The sequence below is a fragment of the Candidatus Accumulibacter sp. ACC005 genome, assembly GCF_907163215.1.
GTDB classification, from domain to species: Bacteria; Pseudomonadota; Gammaproteobacteria; order Burkholderiales; family Rhodocyclaceae; genus Accumulibacter; species Accumulibacter regalis.
Genome location: NZ_CAJQUB010000012.1, coordinates 474,111 through 498,850 on the forward strand (window position 1 = coordinate 474,111; position 24,740 = coordinate 498,850).

The 24,740-nt window shown below is 67.0% G+C and carries 19 protein-coding genes; 15 read left to right on the plus strand and 4 right to left on the minus strand.

The window, feature by feature from the left end; genetic code table 11:
• Positions 1 to 9: 9 nt before the first annotated feature.
• Both QZ613_RS15970 and QZ613_RS15975 read right to left on the minus strand, forming a co-directional pair.
• Complete coding sequence (locus QZ613_RS15970; protein ID WP_043567338.1) at positions 10 to 1,620, minus strand: Na+/H+ antiporter; 1,611 nt, start codon at positions 1,618 to 1,620, stop codon at positions 10 to 12.
• 260 nt (positions 1,621 to 1,880) lie between these two features.
• The gene (locus QZ613_RS15975) at positions 1,881 to 3,299 is read right to left on the minus strand and encodes a PLP-dependent aminotransferase family protein (protein WP_043567337.1); all 1,419 of its coding nucleotides are present in this window, start codon (positions 3,297 to 3,299) and stop codon (positions 1,881 to 1,883) included.
• Positions 3,300 to 3,452: 153 nt separating this feature from the next.
• Here QZ613_RS15975 and QZ613_RS15980 point away from each other — a divergent pair, with 153 nt between their 5' ends.
• Both QZ613_RS15980 and QZ613_RS15985 read left to right on the plus strand, forming a co-directional pair.
• Positions 3,453 to 3,812, plus strand: a complete 360-nt coding sequence (locus tag QZ613_RS15980) for a DUF2917 domain-containing protein (protein ID WP_291983175.1) — start codon at positions 3,453 to 3,455, stop codon at positions 3,810 to 3,812.
• Positions 3,813 to 3,914: 102 nt separating this feature from the next.
• A complete protein-coding gene (locus QZ613_RS15985; RefSeq protein ID WP_291983177.1) occupies positions 3,915 to 4,982 on the plus strand; it encodes a type IV toxin-antitoxin system AbiEi family antitoxin in 1,068 nt (355 codons plus the stop codon).
• Between the two features lie 14 nt (positions 4,983 to 4,996).
• On the opposite strand, the gene QZ613_RS15990 is transcribed toward QZ613_RS15985, so the two are convergent.
• Positions 4,997 to 5,572: a YaeQ family protein gene (locus QZ613_RS15990; RefSeq protein WP_291867664.1), complete on the minus strand. Its 576-nt coding sequence runs from the start codon at positions 5,570 to 5,572 to the stop codon at positions 4,997 to 4,999.
• Between the two features lie 256 nt (positions 5,573 to 5,828).
• On the opposite strand from QZ613_RS15990, the gene QZ613_RS15995 reads away from it, so the two are divergent.
• From QZ613_RS15995 to QZ613_RS16045, 11 genes are all read left to right on the plus strand, one after another.
• Positions 5,829 to 8,810 (plus strand): CHASE domain-containing protein, encoded by a 2,982-nt coding sequence (locus QZ613_RS15995; protein WP_291983179.1) that lies wholly within the window; start codon positions 5,829 to 5,831, stop codon positions 8,808 to 8,810.
• Positions 8,800 to 9,189, plus strand: coding sequence for a response regulator (locus QZ613_RS16000; RefSeq protein ID WP_291865150.1), 390 nt, complete (start codon positions 8,800 to 8,802; stop codon positions 9,187 to 9,189). Before QZ613_RS15995 ends, QZ613_RS16000 begins: the two co-directional genes overlap by 11 nt.
• A complete protein-coding gene (locus QZ613_RS16005; protein WP_291865117.1) occupies positions 9,182 to 9,604 on the plus strand; it encodes an Hpt domain-containing protein in 423 nt (140 codons plus the stop codon). Before QZ613_RS16000 ends, QZ613_RS16005 begins: the two co-directional genes overlap by 8 nt.
• Positions 9,601 to 11,631: a GAF domain-containing protein gene (locus QZ613_RS16010; RefSeq protein ID WP_291865120.1), complete on the plus strand. Its 2,031-nt coding sequence runs from the start codon at positions 9,601 to 9,603 to the stop codon at positions 11,629 to 11,631. Before QZ613_RS16005 ends, QZ613_RS16010 begins: the two co-directional genes overlap by 4 nt.
• Positions 11,631 to 12,287, plus strand: a complete 657-nt coding sequence (locus tag QZ613_RS16015; RefSeq protein WP_291865123.1) for a response regulator transcription factor — start codon at positions 11,631 to 11,633, stop codon at positions 12,285 to 12,287. Before QZ613_RS16010 ends, QZ613_RS16015 begins: the two co-directional genes overlap by 1 nt.
• 128 nt (positions 12,288 to 12,415) lie before the next feature.
• The gene (locus tag QZ613_RS16020; protein WP_291865126.1) at positions 12,416 to 12,781 is read left to right on the plus strand and encodes a response regulator transcription factor; all 366 of its coding nucleotides are present in this window, start codon (positions 12,416 to 12,418) and stop codon (positions 12,779 to 12,781) included.
• Complete coding sequence (locus QZ613_RS16025; protein ID WP_291983181.1) at positions 12,778 to 15,870, plus strand: EAL domain-containing protein; 3,093 nt, start codon at positions 12,778 to 12,780, stop codon at positions 15,868 to 15,870. Before QZ613_RS16020 ends, QZ613_RS16025 begins: the two co-directional genes overlap by 4 nt.
• Before the next feature lie 124 nt (positions 15,871 to 15,994).
• Positions 15,995 to 16,804, plus strand: a complete 810-nt coding sequence (locus tag QZ613_RS16030) for an amino acid ABC transporter substrate-binding protein (RefSeq protein WP_291865133.1) — start codon at positions 15,995 to 15,997, stop codon at positions 16,802 to 16,804.
• A 271-nt stretch (positions 16,805 to 17,075) separates the two neighbouring features.
• Complete coding sequence (locus tag QZ613_RS16035) at positions 17,076 to 17,729, plus strand: amino acid ABC transporter permease (protein ID WP_291865136.1); 654 nt, start codon at positions 17,076 to 17,078, stop codon at positions 17,727 to 17,729.
• A 4-nt stretch (positions 17,730 to 17,733) separates the two neighbouring features.
• A complete protein-coding gene (locus QZ613_RS16040) occupies positions 17,734 to 18,486 on the plus strand; it encodes an amino acid ABC transporter ATP-binding protein (protein ID WP_291865153.1) in 753 nt (250 codons plus the stop codon).
• Positions 18,487 to 18,653: 167 nt separating this feature from the next.
• The gene (locus tag QZ613_RS16045; RefSeq protein ID WP_291900859.1) at positions 18,654 to 20,012 is read left to right on the plus strand and encodes a sodium-dependent transporter; all 1,359 of its coding nucleotides are present in this window, start codon (positions 18,654 to 18,656) and stop codon (positions 20,010 to 20,012) included.
• A 32-nt stretch (positions 20,013 to 20,044) separates the two neighbouring features.
• Here QZ613_RS16045 and QZ613_RS16050 read toward each other — a convergent pair whose 3' ends face one another.
• Positions 20,045 to 20,881: a DMT family transporter gene (locus QZ613_RS16050; RefSeq protein ID WP_291865143.1), complete on the minus strand. Its 837-nt coding sequence runs from the start codon at positions 20,879 to 20,881 to the stop codon at positions 20,045 to 20,047.
• A 266-nt stretch (positions 20,882 to 21,147) separates the two neighbouring features.
• Here QZ613_RS16050 and QZ613_RS16055 point away from each other — a divergent pair, with 266 nt between their 5' ends.
• The gene (locus tag QZ613_RS16055; RefSeq protein ID WP_291865146.1) at positions 21,148 to 24,327 is read left to right on the plus strand and encodes a PAS domain S-box protein; all 3,180 of its coding nucleotides are present in this window, start codon (positions 21,148 to 21,150) and stop codon (positions 24,325 to 24,327) included.
• A 206-nt stretch (positions 24,328 to 24,533) separates the two neighbouring features.
• Positions 24,534 to 24,719: a prepilin-type N-terminal cleavage/methylation domain-containing protein gene (locus tag QZ613_RS16060; protein WP_043567319.1), complete on the plus strand. Its 186-nt coding sequence runs from the start codon at positions 24,534 to 24,536 to the stop codon at positions 24,717 to 24,719.
• Positions 24,720 to 24,740 lie beyond the last annotated feature (21 nt).

Below are 24,740 nucleotides of genomic sequence, written 5' to 3' on the forward strand. Positions count from 1 at the left end.
TGCCTCTGGCTAGCCGCGGTCGACGCTGATCATCGACACCAGTTCGCGTTCGTCGAGTTCCGCTTCGATGATGCGCTGGGTTTCGTCGTTGATCACGTTGGTCTCGCGCAATTGGCGCAGGCGCTGCCGTTCGGCAGCGATCGCCGCCAGGCGCAGGCGTCGGCGCAGGGCGATGTGCGTCGCGCGCAGCGAAGCGTGCCCGGGGTCTCCCTCGTGCAGCTCGAGCTTGCCCCGGTAGCGGCTGAGGAGCTGCTCGACGAAGGCAATATCCTCGCGGTCGGTGAGGTCGCTGGCGACGTCGGCGACGGCAGCGAGCGCCGCGCGCGCGATTTCGGCGCGGGCGGTGCGTTCCTCGTTGGGGCTGTCTTCGTCGCTGTTCAGAGCGAGCTTGCGGATCAGCCAGGGAAGCGGCACGCCGTTGAACGCCAGGGTCAGGATGATCGTTGCCGCCGCCAGAAAGACGACCAGGTCGCGTTCGGGAAAGGGCGTTCCGGCGGCCACCACGGCTGGCACCGATAGCGCCGTGGCCAGCGTGATCGAGCCGCGCACCGCCGCCCAGCTGACGAGCAGCAGGCGTTTCGGGTCGGGCCCCGTCGTGCTGCCGGTCCACCCCCAGCGCAGACGAAAGCGCAGGTGCGCAGAGGTCCACACCCAGGCGATGCGCAGCACCATCAACAGCGCCCACAGAACCAGGGCATAGAGCACCAGATCGAGGGGCGCGAAGTCATCGACGCCGCTCAGCATGCGGCGCAACTGCAGCCCGAGGAGAACGAACACGGCGCCGTTGAGAACGTAGGACAGCATCCGCCAGACCTCGCGCGCGTGCTGGCGGGCGTCGGCGGTCAGGCCTTTCACTTCCTGGCCGCTGGCCCACAGTCCGGCGGCCACCACCGCCAGGATTCCGGAAACGTGCAGCGCCTCGGCGGCAAGGTAGGCCCCGTAGGGTATCAATATCGTCAGCAGCGTCTGCAGCACCGGGTCGCCAGCGTGCAGACGAATCAGCCGCTGGCGCAATTCGCGCCCGACCCACTCGACGGCGATGCCGATGATGATGCCGCCGCCGGCGAGGTGTACGAAGTTGCCGGCGACCGCCGTCGACGAGAACAGCCCGGTCGCTGCCGCGGCGACGGCGAGTTTGAAAGCGACCAGTCCCGACGCGTCGTTGAGCAGGCTTTCGGCATTGACGATATGCACGATGCGCGCGGGCAGGGGCAGCAACTGGGTGGTCGCCACGGTGGCCACGGCGTCGGTCGGCGAAACGATCGCCCCGAGCGTGAAGGCCACGGCCAGTGGCATCGCCGGGATCAGCCAGTGCATCGCGTAGCCGACGACGACGACGGTCAGAACGACCAAGCCCAGCGCCAGCAGCAGCACCGGCTTGAGCGTATGCACGAAGTCGCGACGCGGCAAGACCCAGGCATCGGCAAAGAGAATCGGCGGGATGAACAGGAGCAGGAACAGCTCCGGATCGACTTCGACGCTGCCCAGTCCGGGCAGGAACGACGCCACCACGCCGACGACCACCAGCAGGATCGGCAACGGCAGCGGTGTCCAATGGACGAGCGCACCGCCGACGGCGATGGCCAGAAGAAGAAGCAGGCTGAGTTCAATCAGAGGCATGCGTGATTCTAGCCCACTCCTATGACAAAGGCGAGCACGCGAATGCTTCCGGACGTGAGCCCTCGCGACCACTCGACGCGGGCGGGTTGCGGCCCTTATCCGGTCGCGCTTGTGCTCGCGGAAGGTGCCGTTGTCGCTGGGTCTCCGGTATCTGCCGCCGGCCACTCAGGGCCGCGCCGCGCGTGGCGGTGCCGTCGCTGGGCAGGTCATTCGGCACTCCCCGACTTCCTTGTCGAGCGGTAACGCGTTTGCGGGTGGCCTCACGACGCCAGTAACTCGCCGAGGCGGCGAACGGCGTCCTCGATCGCCGGCGTATGCGGGTTGCCGCAGTTGAGACGCAGGCAGTTGCGGTACATGCCGCTGGCCGAGAACAGTTCGCCGGGCACATAGGCGACGCCGGCAGCAATGGCGCGGTCGTAGAGGGCGGTGGTATCGACCTGGTCGGGCAGTTCGACCCACAGCACGAAACCGCCGAGCGGCTGCGTCATCCGCGTTGCCGGCGGGAAATGCCTGGCCACCGCCGCGCGCATGGCGTCGACCTGGCGCTCGTAGATGCGGCGCAGGCTACGCAGGTGTCGATCGTAGGAACCCGATTCGAGGTACTCGGCGACGACCAGCTGGGTGATCGGGTTGGTGCCGCCGCTACTCACGGTCTTGTGCAGCGCGACCTGTCGCCGATAGCGGCCGGCGGCGACGAAACCGAGGCGCAGGGCGGGTGACAGAGACTTGGAAAACGACGAGCAGAGGAGCACGTTGCCGGCTTTGTCGAAAGCCTTGATCGGGCGCGGCGGCTTGCTGCCAAAGTACAGGTCGCCGTAGATGTCGTCTTCGATCACCGCCACGCCGCGTTCGGCTGTCAGCTTCGCCAGTCGGCGCTTGTGCTCGTCGGGCATCATGCTTCCGAGCGGGTTGCTGGCGTTGGGGACCAGCAGGCAGGCGCTTACCTGGCCGTCGCGGGTGGCCACATCGAGCGCCTCGATCGACAGGCCGGTGCGCGGATCGGTCGGGATCTCCAGCGCTTTCAGGCCCAGCGTTTCCAGCAACTGGAGCATCAGGTGGTAGGTCGGCGACTCGACGACCACCGTGTCTCCGCGCTGGGTCACCGCGCGCAGGCACAGTCCCAGTGCTTCGGTGCACGAGTTGGTGATGACGAACTCGTTGGCCGCCAGCGGTCCGGCCCAGCCGACCGAGCGCAGCACCAGCTGACGGGTCAGCGCCGCTTCATCCATGTTGATGTGGCTGGCGCCTTCGAGCAGCCGCGGGTGCCGCCGCGCGACGCTGCCGTAGAGTCGCTGCAGCGCCCCCAGGGGCAGCAGGGTGGACGCGGGCAGGGCGGCGCCCAGCGGCGCCACGCCCGGCCTGCCGCCCGTCTGCAGCACGCGTATCAGGCGCTGGCTGACATCTACCGGGACGGCTTCTTCGGGGGTCGAGCGTGCGTTCGGCTGCTCGTGTGGCGCGGGTGCATGGCGGACGAAATAGCCGGATTGCGGTCGAGCCTCGACGAGCCCGCGGTCTTCGAGCTGATGCAGTGCCTGCAGTACCGTCGACACCGACAGCTGCCGCTCGCGCGACAGGCGCCGTACCGACGGCAGGCGTTCGCCAGGGCGCAGATTGCCACCGGCGATGATGCTGCTCAGATCCTCGGCCAGTCGTTCGTAGCGCAGAAGTTCGTGTTCCATCGGCTCCACCAATACAGTTGTTGCTGATCTCGATCGGTACAGTTTGCAAGGTAGAAAATTGTGCTGGTCACAATTTTGCCTTTTTGTAACTGTATTATCAAGGCCGGCCGGCCTACACTGTGTCGCATCGGAACAGAAACACGGGAGCTGGCCATGGACTTCGATTTGTACAACAGCGAGTTGTATCTCGCTCACAACGCACCGATCAGGCTGATGTCGGCCAGAGGCGTGCGCGTCATCTGCACCGCAGGCCGGGTCTGGCTGACCGTCGAAGGTGAAGCCGGCGATATCCTGCTCGCCGCCGGCGAGAGCCATCTGGTGCGCGGCAGCGGACTCGCCCTGCTCGAGGCCATTGGCAAGGGGCGCGTTCGCTTCGAGCCGGCGGCGAAGCCGTGGCAGCGGCTGTTGCTCGCTCCCGTGCACGGAATCTGGCAGCGGCTTCGTGGCTCGCCACTCCTCGAGCGCCGCCCGGAAAGCCCGCTGCCTCTTTGTTCGCGGCAGGTCGGAGCCTGAGGTCTGTGCGCACTGCCAGTCATGAACAAGCGGGAATATTGAACGCTGGCGGCTCCGCGTTCATAATCGCGACTTGTTCATGACTTGCGGTGGTGGCCGGGAATGAGCGAGTACGAGCAGGAGACCCTTCTCGACACCGTCGTACAAGCGCTGCGCGGGCATGGCTTGACGGTCGAGGTGCATAGCCCGGCCGGCGACGAGCGGCAAGGGTCGGCGACTTGCCTGACGATCAGCAAGGGGAGGAGCGGCCATGACTTCATGGCCCTGGTCAAGGGCCGGCTGACGCCCGAGTCCCTCGGCGCCGTGCTGGCGCAACTACGCCACGCGAGCGGCGGCGGCCGGCCTTCGCCACTGTTGCTCACCCCCTGCGTGACGGCGGCACTGGCCGATCGATTGCGTGAACAGGGGCAGCCATTCGCCGATGGCGCGGGCAACGCCTACCTCGAGGGTGGTGGCCTTTTTGTCTTTGTCAGCGGGCGCAAGCTGCGCTCCAGGGACTTCGCCGCGCGAGCCAGCCGCCGCTTCCCCATTGCCCGGCTGAAGGTGCTCTTCGCCTTGCTCTGCGATCCGCAGTTGGCGGCCGCGCCGTACCGCAGCATTGCCGCTGCTGCCGACGTCGCCCTTGGCTCGTTGCCGGCGGTCGTCGCCGACCTGCAGCAGCACGGCGCCCTGGTGGTCACCGGCAAACAGCGTTGCCTTGTCGCCAGCAAGCGTCTGCTCGACGAGTGGGCGCAGGGGTATGCGCTCGGCCTGCGCGGCAAGACGCTCAGCGACCGCTATCTCGCACGGCACTTCGACGACTGGCGTGCATGGTCACTGAACCCCGCGCATGCGCGCTGGGGTGGTGAGGCGGCGGCCGCCCTGCTCCTGGGCGAGCTGATGCCGAATGGGCGGACACCCGGCGTGCTGACCCTCTACGGTGACAAGCTGCCTGCGCGCCTGCTTGCCGAGCAGGGGATCGAAGCCGCCGGTCCGGCGGCGTACGAGCACCTGGTCGAGTTGCGCAAGCCTTTCTGGGGCGCGTCGCTGCTCGCCGGCGACGAGGCCGCTGCCACGGTACCACTGGCACTGACCTATGCCGACCTGCTGGCGACCGGCAACGCGCGCTGTATCGAAGCGGCCGAAATGATCTATAACATGCGCCTCGCCGGACGCTTCCCGCCGCACTGAGCGCCGCGGCGCGCTCAGCGCCCGTTTGCTGATGCCTGCTTCCCAGGGCGGGAATTCATCCACGCTGCCGGCTCGACGCTGACGTTGTTGCCGCCATCGCTCAGCCAGACGCCGCCGTCGCCGACCATGCAGGTGATGCTCATCCCGCGTTGGCTGAGAGCGGCAAGTTCGCCGGTCGTGGCGCGCGTCAGCGCGAAGACGCTGAGGTTGTCGAAGCGCTCGAGCGCCTGGCCGACCCTGGCCCACCAGAGGCCTGCCTTGCTGCCACCATAGGCATAGACGACCACTTGCCGCGCGCGGCCGCAGGCCTTGCGCAGATGTCTTTCGTCGGGCAGGCCGACGTCGATCCACAGGTCAATTTCGTTGGTCGCTGATCTCTGCCAGAGATCGGGTTCGCCTTCGGTGGACAGCCCGGTGGTGAACTGCAGGCTGTCGCTGGCGTTCAGGGCGAACGCCAGGAGGCGCACCATCATGCGTTCGTCGGTTTCGGAGGGGTGGCGGGCGATGGTCAGGGCGTGCGTCGCGTAGTAGCCGCGATCGGTGTCGGAGATGGTGAGTTCAGCTTTAAAAATGGTCGCTTTCAGTGCCATGCGCGGGCTCCCTTGAAGGCCGCCAGTGTGCGCGCAAGGCGGCACTCGAACAAGCTGCCGATCGATCAGGTGGCGGCAGACGACGATTGCCGGGGGAGGCGCCGCGCGGCGTGCCAGGACCTTGATTGACCGTGGTTCACTGTCACACCTATACTGGTGACGCGGTTATTGAATGATTGCCACCCGGGAGGGGGCTGTGCGTCGGGCCGGCGGTGTCGCCGTGCGGCGATTGATCGGCAAGCGGCGGAGGGCATTGATGGCAGTGTTCAGCATTCAACGCAGCGCAGTGCTTTCGCTCTTCGCTGGTCTGGCGCTTACCGTCTGGGCGGCGCAATGGGCCGCCGGCGTTGCCGAAAGCGAGGCCAGGCACGAATTCCAGCAGGCGGCGGCGATCCGCGCCCTCCAGCTCAAGGAACGACTCGATGCCTACGAAGGTGTCCTGCGTGGTCTGCAGGGCTTCTTCGCGGGCTCCGAGGAGGTCGACCGTGGCGAGTTCCATCGCTATGTCGTACGGCTCGAACTCAAGCAGGACCTTCCCGGCGTCCAGGTCGTCGGTTTCGCGCGCCGGGTGCCACTTGCGGAACGCGAGGCCTTCATCACAGCGGTTCGTTCCGATCGGCGGCTGCTCGCCGAGGGCTATCCGACGTTTGCGATTCGCCCGCCAGGCGAGCGGCCGGAGTACCTGGTCATCGATTACACCGAGCCGCCGCAGGGCAACGAAGCTGCTTTCGGCCTCGATCTACTCAGCGAAAGCGAGCGTCGGAGCGCCGCCGAGCGGGCGCGCGCGAGTGGTGCAGCCGCTGCAACCGCGCCAATCACCCTGGTCCAGGAGACCGGGCGTCAGAGCAGCTTCCTGCTGCTCCTGCCGATCTATCGCAACGGGGCCTCGCTGCTGACCATCGAAGAGCGGTGGGCGGCGTTTGTCGGCGTCGTCTATGCCGCCTTCCGGATGGGGGATCTGGCGCGTGGCGTGTTCGGCGAGGATGCCGAGCGTCTCGACCTGAGGATCGATGACGTTGGCCTGGTTGGCGCGGCCGGCGGTGCCGTCGCCGACGCGCAGCCCCTCCTGCGCCTGATGCCGTCGGAGAGCCGCTCGTCGCCGGCGCCCTACAGCAGCGACAAGCTATTCGACTTCGCCGACCGACAGTGGCGACTGCGCATCGACGCCGTCGACGCGCCGGCGGCGGTCAAACGCACCGCCACTGCCGTACTCGCCGGCGGTGCGCTGATCAGCGCCCTCGTTTTCGCGCTCCTGCAGTCGTTTGCCGGGTCGCGGGCGCGCGCGCTCACGCTGGCCGACGCCATGACCCACGAGCTGCGCGAATCCGAGGCACGCGCGCGCGCGGTGCTCGACAACACGCTCGATGCGATCATTACCATCGACGAGCAAGGTCTTGTCGAAAGCTTCAACCTGGCCGCCGAGAGCCTGTTCCGCTACCGCACGGAGGAGGTGCTCGGGCGCAACGTCAAGATGCTGATGCCCGCGCCCTACGCCGGCGAGCATGACGGCTACCTCAGTGCCTATCGGCGAACCGGGGTGCGCAAGATCATCGGCATCGGCCGCGAAGTCGTCGGCAAGCGTTCCGACGGCAGTTGTTTTCCGATGGAACTGGCGGTCACCGAGGTGACCGTGAACGACCGTCGGCGTTTCATCGGGCTGGTGCGCGACATCTCCGAGCGCAAGAAGATGGAGCAGCTCAAGAACGAGTTCGTGTCCACGGTCAGCCATGAGTTGCGTACGCCGCTGACGTCGATTCGCGGCTCCCTCGGTCTGCTCGAGGGCGGAATCGCCGGCGAGTTGCCGCCGCAGGCGAAAGCGCTGATCGGAATCGCGGCGACCAACTGCGATCGGCTGGTCGACCTGATCAACGATATTCTCGACGTGGAAAGGATCGCTTCGGGCCGGATGAGCTTCCAGTTTGCGACGCAGCCGCTGCTGCCCTTGATCGAGCAGGCGGTCGCGGCCAACCAGGGCTTTGCCGTGCAACACGACGTCAAGCTGGCCATCGTCGCCCGCCTCGCCGAGGGCAGCGCGCACATCGACGCCGATCGCCTTCTGCAGGTGCTCGCCAATCTGCTCTCCAACGCCGCCAAGTTCTCGCCGCCCGGCGCGACGGTCGATGTCTCGCTGCACCGCCGCGGCGATCGCCTGCGCATCGAAGTCGTCGATCGTGGCCCGGGGATCCCGGAGGAGTTTCGTGCGCGAATTTTCGACAAGTTCTCCCAGGCCGACGGATCGACGACGCGGGCCAAGGGCGGTTCGGGTCTCGGCCTGTCGATCTCGCGCGCGCTGGTCGAGCGCATGGGCGGCGAGATCGGTTTCAGCAGCGAGCCCGGTCACGGCGCCTGCTTCTGGTTCGAGTTGCCGGAGGTCGCGTCGCTGTCGGGTACGGTACCGGCTAATGGCGGCGAGGCGAGCGCCGACGCGCCACGGGTGCTCGTTTGCGAGGACGATGCCGACGTCGCGCAGCTTCTGGCGAACTTGTTGCAGCGTGCCGGCTATCAGGTCGACCATGCAGCGAGCGCAGCGATGGCTCGCGAGCTGCTCGCCAGCCGTCAGTACGCGGCGATGACCCTGGAGATCGGCCTGCCCGATGAGACGGGCGTCGATCTGCTGACCCGCCTGCGCGCGGCCAAGGGGGGGTTCGAGGTGCCGGTGGTCGTCGTGTCGGGGTCGCCGGATGTGCTGACCCCGGGGCTCGGCGGCGCGCTGGCGGTGGTCGACTGGCTCGAAAAGCCGGTCGACGCGCAGCGACTCTCGGCCGCGCTCAAGCGCGCCATCCGCGGGCCAGCGTCGCAACCGACGCGCATCCTGCACGTCGAGGACGATGTCGATCTGGTGCGCATCGTTGCCGCCCAGTTCGGATCGCGGGCGGAAATCATCGAGGCGCGTACGCTGTCCACTGCCAAGGCCGAGCTGGCCACGCGCACCTTCGATGTCGTGATCCTCGATCTTGGCCTGCCCGACGGGTCCGGGCTCGACCTGCTGCCGCTGATCCAGGGTCTGGCGCAGCCGCCGCCGGTGGTCGTCTTTTCCGCCAGCGACGCCGAGACGCCGCTCGCTGCGCAGCAGGCGGTCGCCGCCAGCCTGGTCAAGTCGCGTACCTCCAACGAACGGCTGGTGCAGATCGTGCACGGGTTGACGCGGTCGGCGGCGCGTGCTGAACCGGGCCGGCGTGCTCGGTTGGCAGACGGAGACGTGACGAAGAACGAGAAGGAGAACGATGATGAGTGCTAGCCTGCAACGGATTCTGTACGTCGAGGACGAGGTCGACATCCGCACGGTCGCCAAGCTGGCGCTCGAAGCGGTTGGCGGCTTTGCGGTCGAGGTCGCTTCCTCCGGCGACGAGGCGCTGCTGCGCGTGCGCGAATTCGCCCCTGATCTGCTGTTGCTCGACGTCATGATGCCGGGCATGGACGGGCCGGCGACCTTGCGCGCCTTGCGCGCGCTGTCCGAAACCGAGGCCGTGCCGGCGATCTTCATGACCGCGCGAGCGCTGCCCGGCGAGATCGCCGCGCTCCAGGCCGAGGGTGCGCTGGGCGTGATCACCAAGCCCTTCGATCCGATGGCCCTGGCCGGTCAGGTGCGCGCGCTCTGGGAGGCTCGCGATGGCTGACCTGCCCGCCGCTGCCGCCGCCCAGCTGGCGGCGCAACTGGCCGAGCTTGGCGAGGAGTTCCAGCGCTCGCTGCCGGCGCGACTGCGCCAGGTCGAGGCTGCGTTGACGGCGCTCGGGAAGCACTGGGAGGACCGGGAGGTCCGGGACAGGAGCGACGAGGCGGCGCTGCGCAAACTGTGCGCCGTCGCGCATAGCCTCGCCGGGGCGGCGGGAACCTTCGGTCACCCCGACCTTGGCGCCACGGCGCTCGCGATCGAGGAACTGGCGCGGCAGCTGGACGCCGACCCGGCCGCGCGCGTGGACAGCGCCAGGCTGCAGTTCGATCGCCTTCTGACCACACTGACGGTGGCGAGCGACAGCTCGCCGCCTGCCCTTACGGCGCCGGCCGCCGCACTCTCGGGAGCCAGGAAATGAACACCAGCATGCCGGCGGGCAAACGCATCCTGGTCGTCGAGGACGACCCCCTCGTTTCCCGGGCGCTGGCGCTGCGGCTCGCCGCGCTGGGTTACGTGATTGCCGGGCCGGTGGCCTCCGGCGAAGAGGCGGTGGCCGTGGCGGCGCGTGAACGGCCTGACCTGGTATTGATGGACATTGTCCTGCCCGGCGGCGTCGATGGCATCGATGCAGCGCGGGTGATCCTCGACGAGCAGCGCGTGCCGCTGCTCTATCTGACCGCCTATGCGGACGAGGAGCGCTTCGCGCGCGCGCGCATCACTGCGCCGCATGCCTACCTGATCAAACCCTGTAACGATCGCGAGCTGCAATTGGCGATCGAGCTGGCGCTGCAGCGGCACCAGCACGAGGCCTTGCTGCGTGTCGAAGCCGAGCGCCAGGAGCGGCGCATCGACGAGCTGGCGGCGACGCTCTCGGCGCTGGTCGAGGGTTCGACCGACTGCATCTTCGCCAAGGCTGCCGATGGTCGCTACCTCCTCTGCAACCGCGCGTTCGAGCGCTTGCTCGGGCGACAGCGCAAGGACATTCTCGGCCGTGGCGACGCGGATCTCTTTCCCGCCGAGACGGCGGCGCGCCGGCGCGCCGACGACCAGCGTCTGATGTCGGCGGCGGTGACCGAGACCTGCGAGGAAATCCTCCGCGCTGCCGACGGCGGCGAGCGCACCTATCTGACGACCAAGGGCTGCCTGCAGCTCGCCGACGAGACGGTTGGCGTCTTTGCCATCGCCCGCGACATCAGCGAACGCAAGGAGGCGGAACGGCGCCTGCGGCGGCTGAGCGGTTTCTTCAACGCCGTGGCGCAGACCAATCAGGCGATCATGCACGCCGAGTCTGCCGGGACGCTGCTCGTCGACGCCTGCCGGATCGTCGTTCGCCACGGCGACGTCGACGGTGCCTGGATCGGCCTGCTCGACGCCGATGGCTGGATCGGCGTCGTCGCCGATTCGGGCATCGCCGGCGAATACCTGCGCGGCCTGCGCATTTCGATCGACGCCCAGCATGAGCAGGGGCATGGCCCGGACGGTGCCGCCATGCGCGCTGGTCGGCCGGCGATCTGCAATGACTTCGTCAGTGACCCGCGCACCGGCCCCTGGCAGGAACGCGCGCGGGCGGCGGGAATCGCCGCCTCGGCGGCGTTTCCGCTCCGGCGCGCTGGCGCCGTGGTCGGCGTCTTCAGCCTCTACGCCGGCGAAGTCGGTTACTTTGACGAGGAGTTGATCGAGCTGCTCGCCGAGTTGGCCAGCGACATATCGTTCGCCCTCGAAAAATTCAGCGCCGACGAGCACCGGCGGCGCGCCGAGGCCGACTTGCGCAGCGCTCTCGCGCGTCTGCACGAGGTCTCGGCTCGGCTCATCGGCGTGCAGGAAGACGAGCGGCGGCGTCTGGCCCGCGACCTGCACGACGATATCGGGCAGAACCTGACGATGATCAAGATCGTGCTCCTGGGCATGCGCCGCTGGTCTGCCGGCGGCGAGCAGGACGAAATCCACGAGGCTGCCGATATTGCCGACCGGACCCTGCAGCGCGTACGCGCCCTGTCGGTCGAGCTGCGCCCGCCGCAGCTCGACGACCTCGGCCTGGTGCCGGCGCTGCGCGCACACCTCGGCAATACCTGCCGCCATGCCGGAATCCGGGCCAGCTTCATCGCCGACGACGGCCTGCCGTCGCCGCCGGAGGATATTGCCATCACCTGCTTCCGCATTGCCCAGGAGGCGCTGAACAACGTCATCCGCCATGCCGGCGCGACTGCGGTGGTGCTCGAGTTGCGCTATGCGCAAGGCGCGCTGATCCTCTCCCTGCGTGACGATGGCCGTGGCTTTGACGCCGCGGCGGCATTTGCCGGCGCGGCGCGTGGCACGAGCCTCGGCCTGCTCTCGATGCAGGAGCGCGCCACTCTTGCCGGCGGCCGGCTCGAGGTGCGCTCGCAGCCCGCGCAGCGCGCCGGCAGCGAGGTGCGTGTGACGCTGCCACTGCCCGGAGCGACCTGATGAACGACCGTATACGCGTCGTTCTCGCCGACGATCACCAGCTGGTGCGTGCCGGCATCCGTTCGCTCCTCGGCGCCTTCAGCGGCGTCGAAGTGGTCGGTGAAGCCGACGATGGCGCCACGGCCATCGCTCGCGTCGGCGAGTGCCTGCCCGATTTGTTGCTCATCGACATCGCCATGAAGGGCATGGGCGGACTGGTGGCGAGCGCCGAGATCCATCGCCTCTATCCGGCCGTGCGGGTGATCGTGCTGTCGATGCACGCCGACGCCGAGTACGTCAGGGAGGCGCTGCAGGTCGGCGCTGTCGGCTACCTGATCAAGGACGCCGCGCCGGTCGAGCTCGAACTCGCGCTGCGCGCGGTGATGCGCGGTGAAACCTGGCTGTCGCCGAGCGTCTCGCGACAGGTCGTCGACGGCTACCTTTCCCGCGGCAAAGGCGGACCACCCGCCGCCGACGCCCTGACGCCGCGTCAAAGCGAGATCCTGTGCCGTATCGCCGCCGGTCGCGGGGCCAAGGAAATCGCTTTCGACCTCGGCATCAGCGCCAAGACCGTCGAGTCGCACCGTGCCCAGATCATGGAGCGGCTGAACATTCACGATGTGGCGGGGCTGACCCGCTATGCGATCCGCAACGGACTTGTTTCCGCCGCCGAATAGGCGTGCCGGACGCTGAGCGCCCCGGCGCCGGGCGGGATTTTTCCGGTCGCCGCTAGGGGATCCCCCGATGGCGCCAGGCCGCCGCTTCCACCAGACTCAGCCCATGTTCAGACGAAAGGGTGATGGTCATGAGTGTGGTCCGGGTGCTGTTGGTCGATGATTGTCCCGAGTTCCGCAAGTTGCTGGCGCGCATGCTGCGCGGGCTGGGTTTCGAAATAGCCGCCAGCGTCGGCTCCGGCGAGGAAGCGCTGCAGGTCCTGGGCAGCGAGCGCCCGGATGTCGTCATTCTCGATATCGCGATGCCCGGCCTGAACGGTCTCGAGACGGCAAAGTGCATCCGCGAGGTGGACGCGGACATCAAGTTGCTGGTCGTTTCCCTGCACTCGACGCCGGAGTATCGGGCGGCGGCCGCAGCGATCGGCGTCGACGCCTACGTCTGCAAGGCCAATCTGGTTCCTGAATTGCCGCGCGTGCTGGCGGAGCTCTGCGCATGAAGGCCGACGTCCTTCCGGTCTCACCCGAAGATCTCGACAGGCCGCCGGACGCCGGCCAGGAACCGCGCACTCTGACTGCCCTGGCGGCCGCCGAGGCGCGCTACCGTGGCGTACTCGAAACCGCCGCTGACGCTCTGTTTCTGGTCGATTCGGCCGGCAGCATCCTGCTCGCCAATACCAGCGCCGAGCGGATGTTCGGCTATCGTCCCGGCGCCCTGAACGGACTTTGCATCGACCTGCTGGTTCCCGAAGCCAAGCGTGCGGCGCACCGTGGTCACCGCGCCCGCTTCGACGCGCAGCCGCGACCGGGCAGCATGCGCGTTGCGCATCTCCAGGGCCAGCGCTGCGATGGCAGCCTGTTCCCCGTCGAGATCAGCCTGAGCCACATCGACGAGGCGTCGGGAAGGATTATCACCTGCGCCGTCCGCGACGTCAGCGAGCGCGACCGCCAGTCGCTGGCGCTGCGTCGGCTGAACGCCACGCTGCGTCTGATCCACGATTGCAACGCGGCGCTGGTGCGCGCCGGTAGCGAGAGCGAGATGATCGGTGGCATCGTTGATCGCCTGCACCGCCAGGGCGGCTATTCCGCGGTGTGGGTCGACCTGGTGGATCGCAGTAGCGGCGAGGCTCGACTGGCGGCGGAACCGGCCGCGCTGGTCGCCGCCTCTTCCCTGGCGTCACTGGATGGCGATCTCTGGCGCAGCGGCTTTCGCCAGCAGCTGGCGCTGCCTGCCCTGGAGCAGGGGCAGGCGCTGACCTGCCTGTTCGTTTTGGCTAATGCCCCCGAGCACTGGAGCAGCGGCCTCGCCGACCGCGGCCAGTGCGCCGCAATCGCTCTGCCGCTGGTCGGACGCGGCGTGTCGATCGGTGTGCTCAACCTGCTGACGCCCGATCCACAGGGCTTCGACGACGACGCCTGTGAGGTGCTCGAAGAGCTCGCCGACGACCTCGCCTACGGAATCTTCGCGCAGCGCGCCGAAGCCGGCATGTTGTTGCTCAAGCGCGCCGTCGAAGCGTCGGCCAACGGTGTCATGATCACCGATGCCCTCGACCCCGCTCACCCGATCACCTACGTCAATCCCGGTTTCGAAGCGATCACCGGCTATGGCGCCGACGAAGTGCTCGGCAGCAGCGGCCGTTTTCTGCTCGCCGGCGAACTCGATCAATTGGAGCTCAACGAGTTGCGTCAGGCGCTGCGCGAGCGGCGCGGCACGCAGGTGACGCTGCGCTGTCGTCGCAAGGACGGTTCGCCGCTGTGGGCCGAACTGAACGTGGCGCCGGTCTGTTCGCCGGACGGTACGCTCGGACACTTCGTCAGCGTCTTCCACGATATCAGTGAGCGCCGCCGTTACGAAGAGGAACTCGAACACCAGACCAACCACGATTCGCTGACCGGCCTGGCCAACCGCAACCTGCTGCGCGACCGCGGGCAGCAGGCGATCGCCTACGCCGAACGCCACGATGCCAAGCTGGCCCTGCTGGCGGTCGATATCGACCAGTTCAAGCGGGTCAACAACAGCCTCGGGCACGGCCATGGCGACGAGTTGCTGCGTATCGTCGCCGGGCGGCTCGCCGACAGCGTGCGCGAAGGGGATACCGTCGCCCGCCTTGGCGGCGACGAGTTCGTGCTGATCCTTGCCGATCCGCTCGGCGACGGTGAAGTGGCGCGGGTCATCGCGCGCATCCTGGAGAGCGTTGCCCGGCCTGTGGAAATCGACGGCCACGAACTGGCGATCACCTGCAGCGTCGGCGCCAGTCTCTTCCCGCGTGACGGTTGCGATGCGGAGACGCTGCTCAAGAACGCCGACGCGGCGATGCATCGCGCCAAGGCCAGGGGTCGCGGCGCCTTCCACTTCTACCAGGCCGAGATGAACGAGCGCGTTGCCGGGCAGTTGGCCATCGAAGCCGACCTCGGGCGAGCGCTCGAGCGTGGCGAGTTCGAGCTCCACTACCAGCCGCAGGTCGATCTGATCAGCGGCGAAATCGTTGGCGCTGAAGCCCTGCTGCGCTGGCGGCATCCGCTGCGCGGGATGATTTCGCCCGAGGACTTCATTACCCTTGCCGAGGACAGCGGCCTGATCGTGCCGATCGGCCAGTGGGTGATCGAAACCGCCTGCCAGCAGTCGCGTGCCTGGCGGGACGCCGGCCTGACGCCACCGCGGCTGGCGGTCAACCTGTCGGCGCGACAGTTCGAGAGTGACGACCTGGCCGAACAGCTGGCTGCGGCAATCGATCGCGCCGGGCTGGGCAGCGGCGCGCTGGAAGTCGAACTGACCGAAAGCCTCGCCTTGCAGGACATCGGACGGGTGACGGCGATCCTGAAAAGGATTCGTGCCGCCGGCGTGACGACGGCGATGGACGACTTCGGTACCGGCTTTTCGTCGCTCGCCCATCTGTTGCGCATCACCGTCGACCGCATCAAGATCGACCGCTGCTTCGTGCGTGACATTCTCGGCGACCGGACCGCTGCGGCCGTCGCGCTGGCCGTCATCGCCATGGCCAAGAGCCTGGGAGTGAAGGTCATCGCCGAGGGCGTCGAGAGCGAGGCGCAGCTGAAGTTCCTGCGCGAACGGGGCTGTGACGAGATGCAGGGTTTCTACTTCAGCCAGCCCCTGCCGGGCTACGATTTCGAGGTCTTCCTGCGCGAGGCGCGCTGCCTGAACTTTGCCGCGGCCGGCGCCGCGGATGAGGAGGATGAGGCGTCGCGGACGCTGCTGCTGGTCGATGACGAGGCGAACATCACCAACGCGCTGCGCCGGCTGTTGCGCGCCGACCGCTACCGCATCTTCACGGCGAGCAGTGGCATCGAGGGGCTGGAGATCCTCGCCCGCCACCGCGTCGGCGTGATCATCACCGACCAGCGCATGCCGGCGATGTCGGGCAGCGAGTTCATCGCCCGTGCCAGGGCGCTGTTTCCGGATACGGTGCGCATGATCCTCTCCGGATATACCGATCTGCAGTCGGTCACCGACGCCGTGAATCACGGCGAGATCTACCGTTTCATGACCAAGCCCTGGGACGACGCCGAACTGCGTGAAACCGTGCGCGGCGCCTTCGAGCGCTATCGCCGCGACCACGAGCGGAATTGAACTGCCGACGCCGCCGCACGCCAGGGGCGTGGCCGGGGCTTCGGCAGCGACGCGCAGCGCAGGCGGCGCTGGCGTCAGAGCCTGTTATCATGCCGCCCTTTCAACGCATAGCTAGAGAAGAGACATGAAGAAACAGACCTCGCTGGTGATCGTCGCTATTCTTGCCGCAGCCCTGCTCGCGGCGTGCGGCAAGAAGGAAGCGCCTGCGGCCAGCGCCGCAGCGGCGCCGGCCCCGGCCCCGGTGGCCGCGATCGTCGTCGGACTGGACGACAATTTCCCGCCGATGGGCTTTCGTGACGAGAGCAACACGCTGGTCGGCTTCGACATCGATCTGGCGACCGAGGCCGGCAAGCGCCTTGGCGCCGAGGTGACGTTCAAACCGATCGACTGGAATGCCAAGGAAGCCGAGTTGAGCAGCAAGCGGGTGGACGTGCTGTGGAACGGCCTGACGATCACCGACGCGCGCAAGGAAAAGATCCTGTTCACCACGCCGTACCTCGAAAACCGGCAGATCATCATCGTCACCGACAAGTCGGCGGTGAACAGCAAGGCCGACCTGGCCGGCAAGGTGGTCGGCGTGCAGGACGGCAGCAGCGCGATCGAGGCCATCGAGAAGGATGGCGCGACCGCCAAATCGCTGAAGGAACTCAAGAAGTTCGGCGACAACGTGACGGCGCTGATGGATCTCAGCATTGGTCGACTCGACGCGCTGGTGGTCGACGAGGTCGTCGGGCGTTACTACACGGCCAAGAAACCCGGTGAGTATCGCGTGCTCGAGGAAAACTTCGGCACCGAGGACTACGGCGTGGGGACGCGCAAGGACGATACCGAGCTGATGGCCAGGCTGCAGAAGGCGATGGACGAAATGAAGGGCGATGGTTCCGCCGCTGCGATTTCGAACAAATGGTTCGGCAAGGACATCGTCAAGAAATAGCCCGGCGGTTCCCGCTGCGAACGGAACCCGGCCGTGCCGCCGGGCGGTCGCGGCGCCACGGCGAATCCGCACGTCATTGCGAGGAGGCGAAGCCGACGCGGCAATCCAGAGGTTTTACCCCGGGCGTTGTCGATGCGGCGGAAGCGTCGCGGGAGAGTGGCGCCGGATTGCCGCCAGGTGGAGCGAAGAGGGGCTTGCTGAAAGTCTTGCCAAGAATGCGACACCTCGACACCTCGCTATCTGCCCCCCAGCGGGTGTTGAGAAATAGCGCATGAACTATGTAATCGAAATAATGGGTCCCCTGCTCGAAGGAACGGGGGTGACCCTGCAGGTGTTCATCATCACCTTCGTTCTGGCGGTGCCGCTCGGCCTGTTGCTGGCCTTGTTGCGCGTTTCGCGTTTCGTCGTCGTCAGCGCTCTGGTCAACGGCTACATCTGGCTGATGCGTGGCACGCCGTTGATGCTGCAGATGCTGTTCATCTACTTCGCCCTGCCTTTCGTGCCGCTGATCGGAATTCGCCTGCCCGACTTCACGGCGGCGATCGTCGCTTTCGTGCTCAACTACGCGGCGTATTTCGCCGAGATCTTTCGCGCCGGCATCCAGTCGATCGACCGCGGCCAGTACGAAGGTGCGCGCGTGCTCGGTCTGAGCTACCCGCAGACCATGCGCCGCATCGTCCTGCCGCAGGTCTTCAAGCGCATCCTGCCGCCGCTGAGCAACGAGACGATCACCCTGGTCAAGGACACCTCGCTGATTTACGTGCTGGCCATGAACGACCTGCTGCGCGCTGCGCGCGGCATCGTGCAGCGCGACTTCACGACCACCCCTTTCATCGTCGCCGCGGCTTTCTACCTGGTGATGACGCTGGTGCTGACGCTCGCCTTCCAGCGTCTGGAAAGGAAGTACGCGGTGTACGATGAATAGCCCGATGATCCACGCGCTCGACGTGCACAAGCGCTTCGCTGCGGTGGAAGTGCTGCGCGGCGTTTCGCTGGACGTCGGCAAGGGCGAGGTGCTGGCGATCATCGGCCCCTCGGGGTCCGGCAAGAGCACCTTTCTGCGCTGCCTCAACCATCTCGAAACGATCGATCGCGGGCACATCGACATCGAAGGCGAAACGCTGGTCGGTGCGGACGAAAAGGGGCATTGCCGCTACGTCGCCGACGCCGGGCTGCGGCGCATCTGCCGCAGGATGGGCATGGTCTTTCAGCACTTCAATCTGTTTCCGCATCTGACCGTGCTCGAGAACATCGTCGAGGCGCCGTTGACCGTCAAGGGATTGCGCCGCCAGGAGGTCCTGCCCAAGGCCGAAGCGCTGTTGCGCAAGGTCGGCCTGCTCGACAAGCGCGACAGCTATCCGGCGCGGCTTTCGGGGGGCCAGAAGCAGCGCGTGGCGATTGCCCGGGCGCTGGCCATGGAGCCGGACATCATGCTCTTCGACGAGCCGACTTCGGCGCTCGACCCGGAACTCACCGGTGAAGTCCTGCGCACCATCCGCGAGCTGGCCGAAGAGCGGATGACGATGCTGGTGGTGACGCACGAGATGGCCTTTGCCCGCGAGGTGGCCAGCCGCGTCGTTTTCATGGACGGCGGCGAAATCGTCGAAGCGCGTCCGGCGAAGGAGCTCTTTGCCGCTCCCGAACATCCGCGCACGCGGGCGTTTCTGGAGAACATGCTCTAAGTCCGGGAACCGCCTGCGCAGGGCTCAGAAACGAATGGCCGGCAAGGGGCATCGCCCCGGCGGCCCCATTTTCCCCTTGCACGTCGACCGTCGGAGCGGGCCATGCGCGCCTCCGGTGAGCGCTCACGTGCATGAACATTCAGCATCAGAAAGCACTCGGAGAGACGATGAATCAAACTTCCCGCGACGGTTTCACCAGCTCCTTCGGCGTCCTCGTGGCGACGCTCGGCTCGGCCGTCGGACTCGGCAACATCTGGAAATTTCCTTCGCTGACCGGCGCCAACGGCGGTGCCGGTTTTCTCCTCGTCTATCTGCTGGCGACGCTGCTCGTCGGCCTGCCGGTGATGATCGTCGAGACCATGCTCGGACGAGCGGCGCGGGCCAACGCGGTGAGCGCTTTCGATCGCGTCGCGCCGCGCCGCCAGTGGTGGTGGAAGAGCATCGGCTGGATGGGTTTCGCGGCGGCGCTGCTGATTCTCGCCTTCTATTCCGAAGTCGCCGGCTGGGTCTACGCCTACGTCTTCAAGGCCATGGCCGGGCAGATCGCCACCACCGATCGGCAGGTGGCCGGTGCCGTGTTCGCCGAGCTGGTGGCCAATCCGCTGAGTTCGCTGCTCTGGCAGTGGGTGGTGCTGGCGGTGACCGGCAGCATCATCATGTTCGGCGTTGCCAGGGGCATCGAGGCGGTGACCCGCAGGTTGATGCCACTGCTCTTCATCCTGCTGCTCGTGCTTTGCGCGCGCAGCCTGACGCTGCCGGGCGCGAGCGCCGGGCTGAGTTTCCTGTTCAGCCCGGATCTGGCGAAGATCACCCCGGCCGTCGTCCTCACCGCGCTTGGCCTGGCCTTCTTCAAACTCTCGATCGGCATGGGCTGCATGCTCACCTACGGCAGCTATTTTCGCGACAATCAGAACATCCCGCTGACCGCGACGCGGGTCATGTTTGCCGATCTCTCGGTATCGCTGCTCGCCGGCATGGCCATCTTTCCGGCGGTGTTTGCCTTCGGCTTCGAACCCGCTGCCGGGCCATCGCTGGTCTTCATGACCATTCCCGCCGTGTTTACCGCCATGCCCGGCGGAACGCTGTTCATGACGCTCTTCTTCATCCTGACGGCGATCGCCAGCGTCGGCGCCATGCTCTCGCTGCTCGAGGTGCCGGTGGCCATTCTCTCGGAACGTTTCGGGCTGGGTCGCAAGCGCGCCTCGTTGGGCACCATCGCCGCAGTTGCCGCCCTCGGCGTCCCGGCCGCCCTGTCGTCAAGCCTGACCAGCGACCTCAAGGTCTTTGCCATGAATCCCTTCGACCTCTTCGACTTCCTCAGTTCCAATATCCTCCTGCCGCTCGGCGGGATCATGGTCTGTCTCTTCGTCGGCTGGGTCTATGGCCTGCCGGAGATGGCGCGGCAACTGAGCAACGACGGCGCGCTGCGCAACACGCGGCTGGTGAGCGTGCTCTTCGTTCTCGTTCGTTTCGTCGCCCCGCTGTCGATTGCCGCCGTCCTGCTGCATGGATTGAAGCTGTTCTGAGCGCGGCGAGGCTCTCCTGGTTGGCGACCGGTTCAGCGGGCGAGCGGTCGCCGCGTCGCCGCCAGTCCCGAGACGACGATCAGCGTGATCGCCAGCCAGGACCAGCCGTCGTGCGTCTCGTTCCAGAGGATGATCCCGAAGAGGCTGGCAAAAACCACCGTGCTGTAGGCCAGGGCTGCGGCGGTCAGCGTCCTCTCCGTGGCGTAGGCGCGCGTCATGGCCAGCTGCGCGGCGGTGGCAAAGGCGGCGACACCGAGCAGCAGCGCGCCGCTGCGCATGTCGACCGCGTGCCGTTCCGAGAACAGCAGCCACAGCCCGGCGGCGAGCGACGAGAGCAGCGTGAAATAGAAGACGGTGCGCGTTTCCGGCTCGCCGCGCGCGCCGAGTTCGCGGACGCTGAAGTAGGCCATCGCGGCGAGTGCGCCGGAGAGCAGCCCGAGCAGGCCGCCGAGCAACTGCTCGGCGTGCAGCGTCGGCTTGAGGAGCAGGGCGACCCCGCTCAGTCCGAGAAGCAGGGCGGCGACGATTCCTGACGTCATGCGCAGTCCGGCGAGCGCCAGATAGCCGGCGAGGAAGATCGCCGAGGTGTAGTTGAGGGTCACTGCGGTGGCCAGTGGCAGCAGGCCGATCGCCGAAAAGTAGGTCACCACCGCCGCGAAGCCGAAGGCGCTGCGGCCGAGCTGCCAGCGCCAATGCGGCGTGTGCAGCGAAACGCCGCGCAGCCGGGCCAGGGCGAGCATCGGCAAGAGGGCGAGAAAACTGCGGTAGAAGACGATTTCGACCGCCGAATGGCTTTCTGCGACCAGCTTGACGCAGACCCCCATGGACGCGAAGAGGAGGCTGGCGACGATCATCCAGAGCGACTGCATGGTGCATTTTCCGCGCACGACAAGCGTCCGATTCTACTCCAGGCCGCTCGCCGCGGAGTTTCGCCGCAGCGCCTGGGGTGGCTGGCGAGCGCGCGGCTGGGCAGCTTTCCGTCGATGGCGTTAGACTGTCTTCCTTTGTGAACCGTCGTCCGCTTGCCGCGCGCACGACTTCCACCCCATGAGTCTCCCGATCGAACCGCTGCGCCAAGACTCGGCGCGCGCAGTCTCGACGCCGCCGCCGCGTTGCGTCACGCGAGGTGCGTCGCTTGCGCCCTGACCCCCCCCCGGCCTCGCTTTCTGCCCGGGCCGGCGCGTCGGGGCGGCCGCTCTGGCTGTGGCTGGCTGCGCGCTTCGTCCTCGCCGGCGTGCTGCCACTGCTGCTGGTTGGCGCGCTCCTGCTGGTCGTCTATCTGCCGCAGGCACGGGTGGATATCGACAATCGTCAGCAGGTGCTTGCCGGCGCCATTTCCGGCCAAGTCGAGCTGCACCTGCTTGGCGCCGAGCGTGAACTGTCGACGATTGCCGCCCACCTTCGCCGGCAGGACGGGCAGCCGCCGCCGTCGTCGTCTTCTTCGTCTTCGTCTTCGTCTTCGTCTTCGCCTTCGCCTTCGTCGTGGCCGGATGTCCTGGGCGCACACCTGGCCGACGGCGACGTATTCACGGCGATCTACGTCGCCGACGCGGATGACGTGGTGCACGCCGTTGGACTTGCAGACGGGCAGGGCGGACAGCGGCGACACCTGTCGAGCACCGATCCAGCGCTCAACGCGGTCATGCGCGCGGCGCGCGCGCGTGGCGCCGCCGCGTGGTCGGAGGTGCCCAGCGCGTCTACCGGTGACCGCGCGGCAGCGGTCCTCGCCATTCCGCTCGGCGATGCGATCTTGCTCGGCGAAGTGTCGATCGATCGGCTGGGCGAGCTTCTCGCCCGTCTGCCAAATGCCGCCGGAATGGCGACGATGATTGTCGACCGCCGCGGGCAGTTCGTCGCCGGCGCACAACCCGGTTCTGGCGCCCGGCTGCGCGAGTTCGCTCCGCTGCCGGGCGTCAGCGACGGGCAGCCGGGGCTTCCCGCGACACGGGAGTTCGTGGCCGACGGCGAGCGTTTCATTGGCACCCTGGCCGGCGTTGCGCAACTCGGCTGGTCGGTGCTCGTCGTGCAAGAGCGAAGCGAGGCCCTCGAGCCGTTCATGAGCACTTTCCGGGCGCTGGCCGCCGGGCTGTTGGCGGCGCTGCTGCTGGCCGTCGGTGCGACCTGGATCGCCGCCCGCGGCCTTGCCCGGCGCGTCGGTAGCTACGCGGCGCAAGCGCAGGCGATCGCCGGCGGCGACTACGAGCGGCCCTGGCCAGTGGCGCAGGTCAAGGAACTGGACAGCCTGGCGACGCACCTCGATCGTATGTCGGCGGCCATTCGTCAGCGTGAGCGCGAGCGCGCGATGAGCGACCGTCTGCGCGTCGAGGAGCAGCTGCAGCAAGCCAATCTGGTCGTCGAGCACAGCCCGGCGATGCTCTTCCGCTGGCGTGCCGACGAGGGTTGGCCGGCCGTATTCGTTTCCGACAACGTCAGCCAGCTCGGCTATTCGTCGGCAGAGCTGCTCGATGGATCGATTCGCTTCGCCGCGCTGATCCACCCCGACGACCTGCAACGCGTCGGCGCCGAGGTGCAGGCATTCACGGAACAGGGCGCCGACCGCTTTCGGCAGGAGTACCGCGTCGTCTGCAGGGACGGGACGACGCGCTGGGTTGACGACCGGACCGCCGTCGAACGCAACGCTGCCGGGCAGGTCACCCATTACCTGGGCGTGGTCATCGACGTCAGCGAAAGCAGGAACGTCGAACAGGCGCTGCGCGAGAGCGAGGCGCGCTACCGGCTGCTCTTCGACAGCAATCCGCATCCGATGTGGGTCTATGACCTGGACACGCTCGCCTTCATGACCGTCAATGATGCCGCCGTGCGCAAGTACGGTTATTCCCGCGAGCAATTCCTGGGCCTCACGGTGAGCGACATAAACCTTGCCGACGACACCCCGATTCTGCCCGAGGATATCGTCTCGGTCGACGAGATGGGCGACGCTGCGGGGGTGTGGAAACACGTCACCCGGGACGGAACGATCATCGATGTCGAAATCGTCGCCCATGCGATCACCTATCAGGGGCGTCCGGCGCAAGTCGTTCTCGCCGAGGATGTCACCGACCGCAGACGCGCCGAGCAGGCGTTGCTGGAGAGCGAGGTGCAATATCGCGAACTGGTCGAAAACGCCAACAGCATCATCCTGCGCTGGAGCCCCGCGGGGCAGATCAACTTCATCAACGACTTCGGTCTGAAGTTCTTCGGCTATTCGGAAGACGAACTGTTCGGCCAGCACGTGATCGGGACCATCGTTCCGGAGTTTGCCAGCGGTGGCCAGGATCTGCGCGCGCAGATGCAAGACATCTGCCGCAACCCGGAGAGCTTCGAGCGCAATATCAACGAGAACATGCGCCGTGGCGGTGAGCGGGTCTGGGTTTCGTGGACCAACCGGGCGGTGGCCGACGCACACGGCCAGGTCGTCGAGGTGTTCAGCGTCGGTTCCGACATTACCGAGCATCGGCGAGTCGACGAGGAGCTACGCCAGTATCGCGAACACCTCGAGGAACTGGTCGCCGAACGAACCGCCGAGTTGCGCCAGGCAATGGCCCAACTCGTGCAGACGGAAAAACTCGCCGCGCTGGGTCACCTGGTCGCCGGCGTGGCGCACGAACTGAACACGCCGCTGGGCAACGCGCGCGTCGTCGCCGGCGTCCTCGGCGAGCAGTTTCGCGAGTTCTCGGAGGCCATTGCCAGCGGCCGCCTGCGTCGCTCGCAGGTGGACGGATTGCTCAGCCGCGGTCTGGAGGCGGTGGACCTGCTCGAACGCAATACGGCCCGCGCCGCCGAACTGATCGGCCAGTTCAAGGAGGTGGCGGTGGATCAGAGCAGCGCCCGCCGGCGCTCGTTCGACCTGCGCAAGACCGTCGCGGCGATGCTCGTCACCCTGCGTCCCGGTTTCAAGCACACGCGTCACCGCATCGACCTGGAAATCCCCGCCTACCTGGAAATGGACAGCTACCCGGGTCCGCTCGAACAGGTCATCGCCAACCTCGTCGGAAACTCGCTGGCGCACGGTTTCGCCGGCATCGACGAGGGGCGCATCGAAATCATGGCGCATACCGTCGCGCCGGATCAGGTCGTTCTGTGCTACGTCGACAACGGCCGGGGAATTCCCGCCGAGGCGCTCAACCGGGTCTTCGAACCCTTCTTCACGACCGGTCTCGGCCAGGGCGGCAGCGGCCTCGGGCTGTACATCGCCTACAACCTGGTGACTGCCGTACTCGGCGGCAGCATCGCCGTCGATAGCCCGCCCGGACACGGCACCCGCTTCACGCTGACCCTACCGCGCTCGGCGCCCGGGCGCGTCGCCGGCAGCTGAGGCGCGCCGGCGAGTTCGCGCGCTGAACTCGTGCCGAGCGGGAGATTGTGACAATTTGCGTCAGTCGAGTGACGCAACGTGACCGGGTTCGTCGCCGCCGTGTGCGGAAATTCACGCTTTTGCGGGCTTTTCCGGCCCTGGCATGGAACTTGATACTGCTTATATCAACGGATTGTCCGTTGCACTCACTCGAAGGAGTTCCCACCATGAAGAAGCTGCAAAAAGGCTTTACCTTGATCGAGCTGATGATCGTCGTCGCGATCATCGGTATTCTCGCCGCCATCGCCATCCCGCAGTTCTCGGATTACACCCGCAAGGGCGAAGACAAGGCTGCGCAGTCGGATGCCCGGAATATTCTCACGGCAGCCGTCGTTGCCTCGTCCCCGGATTGACTCATTCACGCTCTCTTGGAG

What these genes read in the sequence shown, in the direction of transcription:
- QZ613_RS15970 (WP_043567338.1), bottom strand. Translation starts at nt 1,620, where the DNA reads ATGCCTCTGATTGAACTCAGCCTGCTTCTTCTTCTGGCCATCGCCGTC.
- QZ613_RS15975 (WP_043567337.1), bottom strand. Translation starts at nt 3,299, where the DNA reads ATGGAACACGAACTTCTGCGCTACGAACGACTGGCCGAGGATCTGAGC.
- QZ613_RS15980 (WP_291983175.1), top strand. Translation starts at nt 3,453, where the DNA reads ATGGACTTCGATTTGTACAACAGCGAGTTGTATCTCGCTCACAACGCA.
- QZ613_RS15985 (WP_291983177.1), top strand. Translation starts at nt 3,915, where the DNA reads ATGAGCGAGTACGAGCAGGAGACCCTTCTCGACACCGTCGTACAAGCG.
- QZ613_RS15990 (WP_291867664.1), bottom strand. Translation starts at nt 5,572, where the DNA reads ATGGCACTGAAAGCGACCATTTTTAAAGCTGAACTCACCATCTCCGAC.
- QZ613_RS15995 (WP_291983179.1), top strand. Translation starts at nt 5,829, where the DNA reads ATGGCAGTGTTCAGCATTCAACGCAGCGCAGTGCTTTCGCTCTTCGCT.
- QZ613_RS16000 (WP_291865150.1), top strand. Translation starts at nt 8,800, where the DNA reads ATGAGTGCTAGCCTGCAACGGATTCTGTACGTCGAGGACGAGGTCGAC.
- QZ613_RS16005 (WP_291865117.1), top strand. Translation starts at nt 9,182, where the DNA reads ATGGCTGACCTGCCCGCCGCTGCCGCCGCCCAGCTGGCGGCGCAACTG.
- QZ613_RS16010 (WP_291865120.1), top strand. Translation starts at nt 9,601, where the DNA reads ATGAACACCAGCATGCCGGCGGGCAAACGCATCCTGGTCGTCGAGGAC.
- QZ613_RS16015 (WP_291865123.1), top strand. Translation starts at nt 11,631, where the DNA reads ATGAACGACCGTATACGCGTCGTTCTCGCCGACGATCACCAGCTGGTG.
- QZ613_RS16020 (WP_291865126.1), top strand. Translation starts at nt 12,416, where the DNA reads ATGAGTGTGGTCCGGGTGCTGTTGGTCGATGATTGTCCCGAGTTCCGC.
- QZ613_RS16025 (WP_291983181.1), top strand. Translation starts at nt 12,778, where the DNA reads ATGAAGGCCGACGTCCTTCCGGTCTCACCCGAAGATCTCGACAGGCCG.
- QZ613_RS16030 (WP_291865133.1), top strand. Translation starts at nt 15,995, where the DNA reads ATGAAGAAACAGACCTCGCTGGTGATCGTCGCTATTCTTGCCGCAGCC.
- QZ613_RS16035 (WP_291865136.1), top strand. Translation starts at nt 17,076, where the DNA reads ATGAACTATGTAATCGAAATAATGGGTCCCCTGCTCGAAGGAACGGGG.
- QZ613_RS16040 (WP_291865153.1), top strand. Translation starts at nt 17,734, where the DNA reads ATGATCCACGCGCTCGACGTGCACAAGCGCTTCGCTGCGGTGGAAGTG.
- QZ613_RS16045 (WP_291900859.1), top strand. Translation starts at nt 18,654, where the DNA reads ATGAATCAAACTTCCCGCGACGGTTTCACCAGCTCCTTCGGCGTCCTC.
- QZ613_RS16050 (WP_291865143.1), bottom strand. Translation starts at nt 20,881, where the DNA reads ATGCAGTCGCTCTGGATGATCGTCGCCAGCCTCCTCTTCGCGTCCATG.
- QZ613_RS16060 (WP_043567319.1), top strand. Translation starts at nt 24,534, where the DNA reads ATGAAGAAGCTGCAAAAAGGCTTTACCTTGATCGAGCTGATGATCGTC.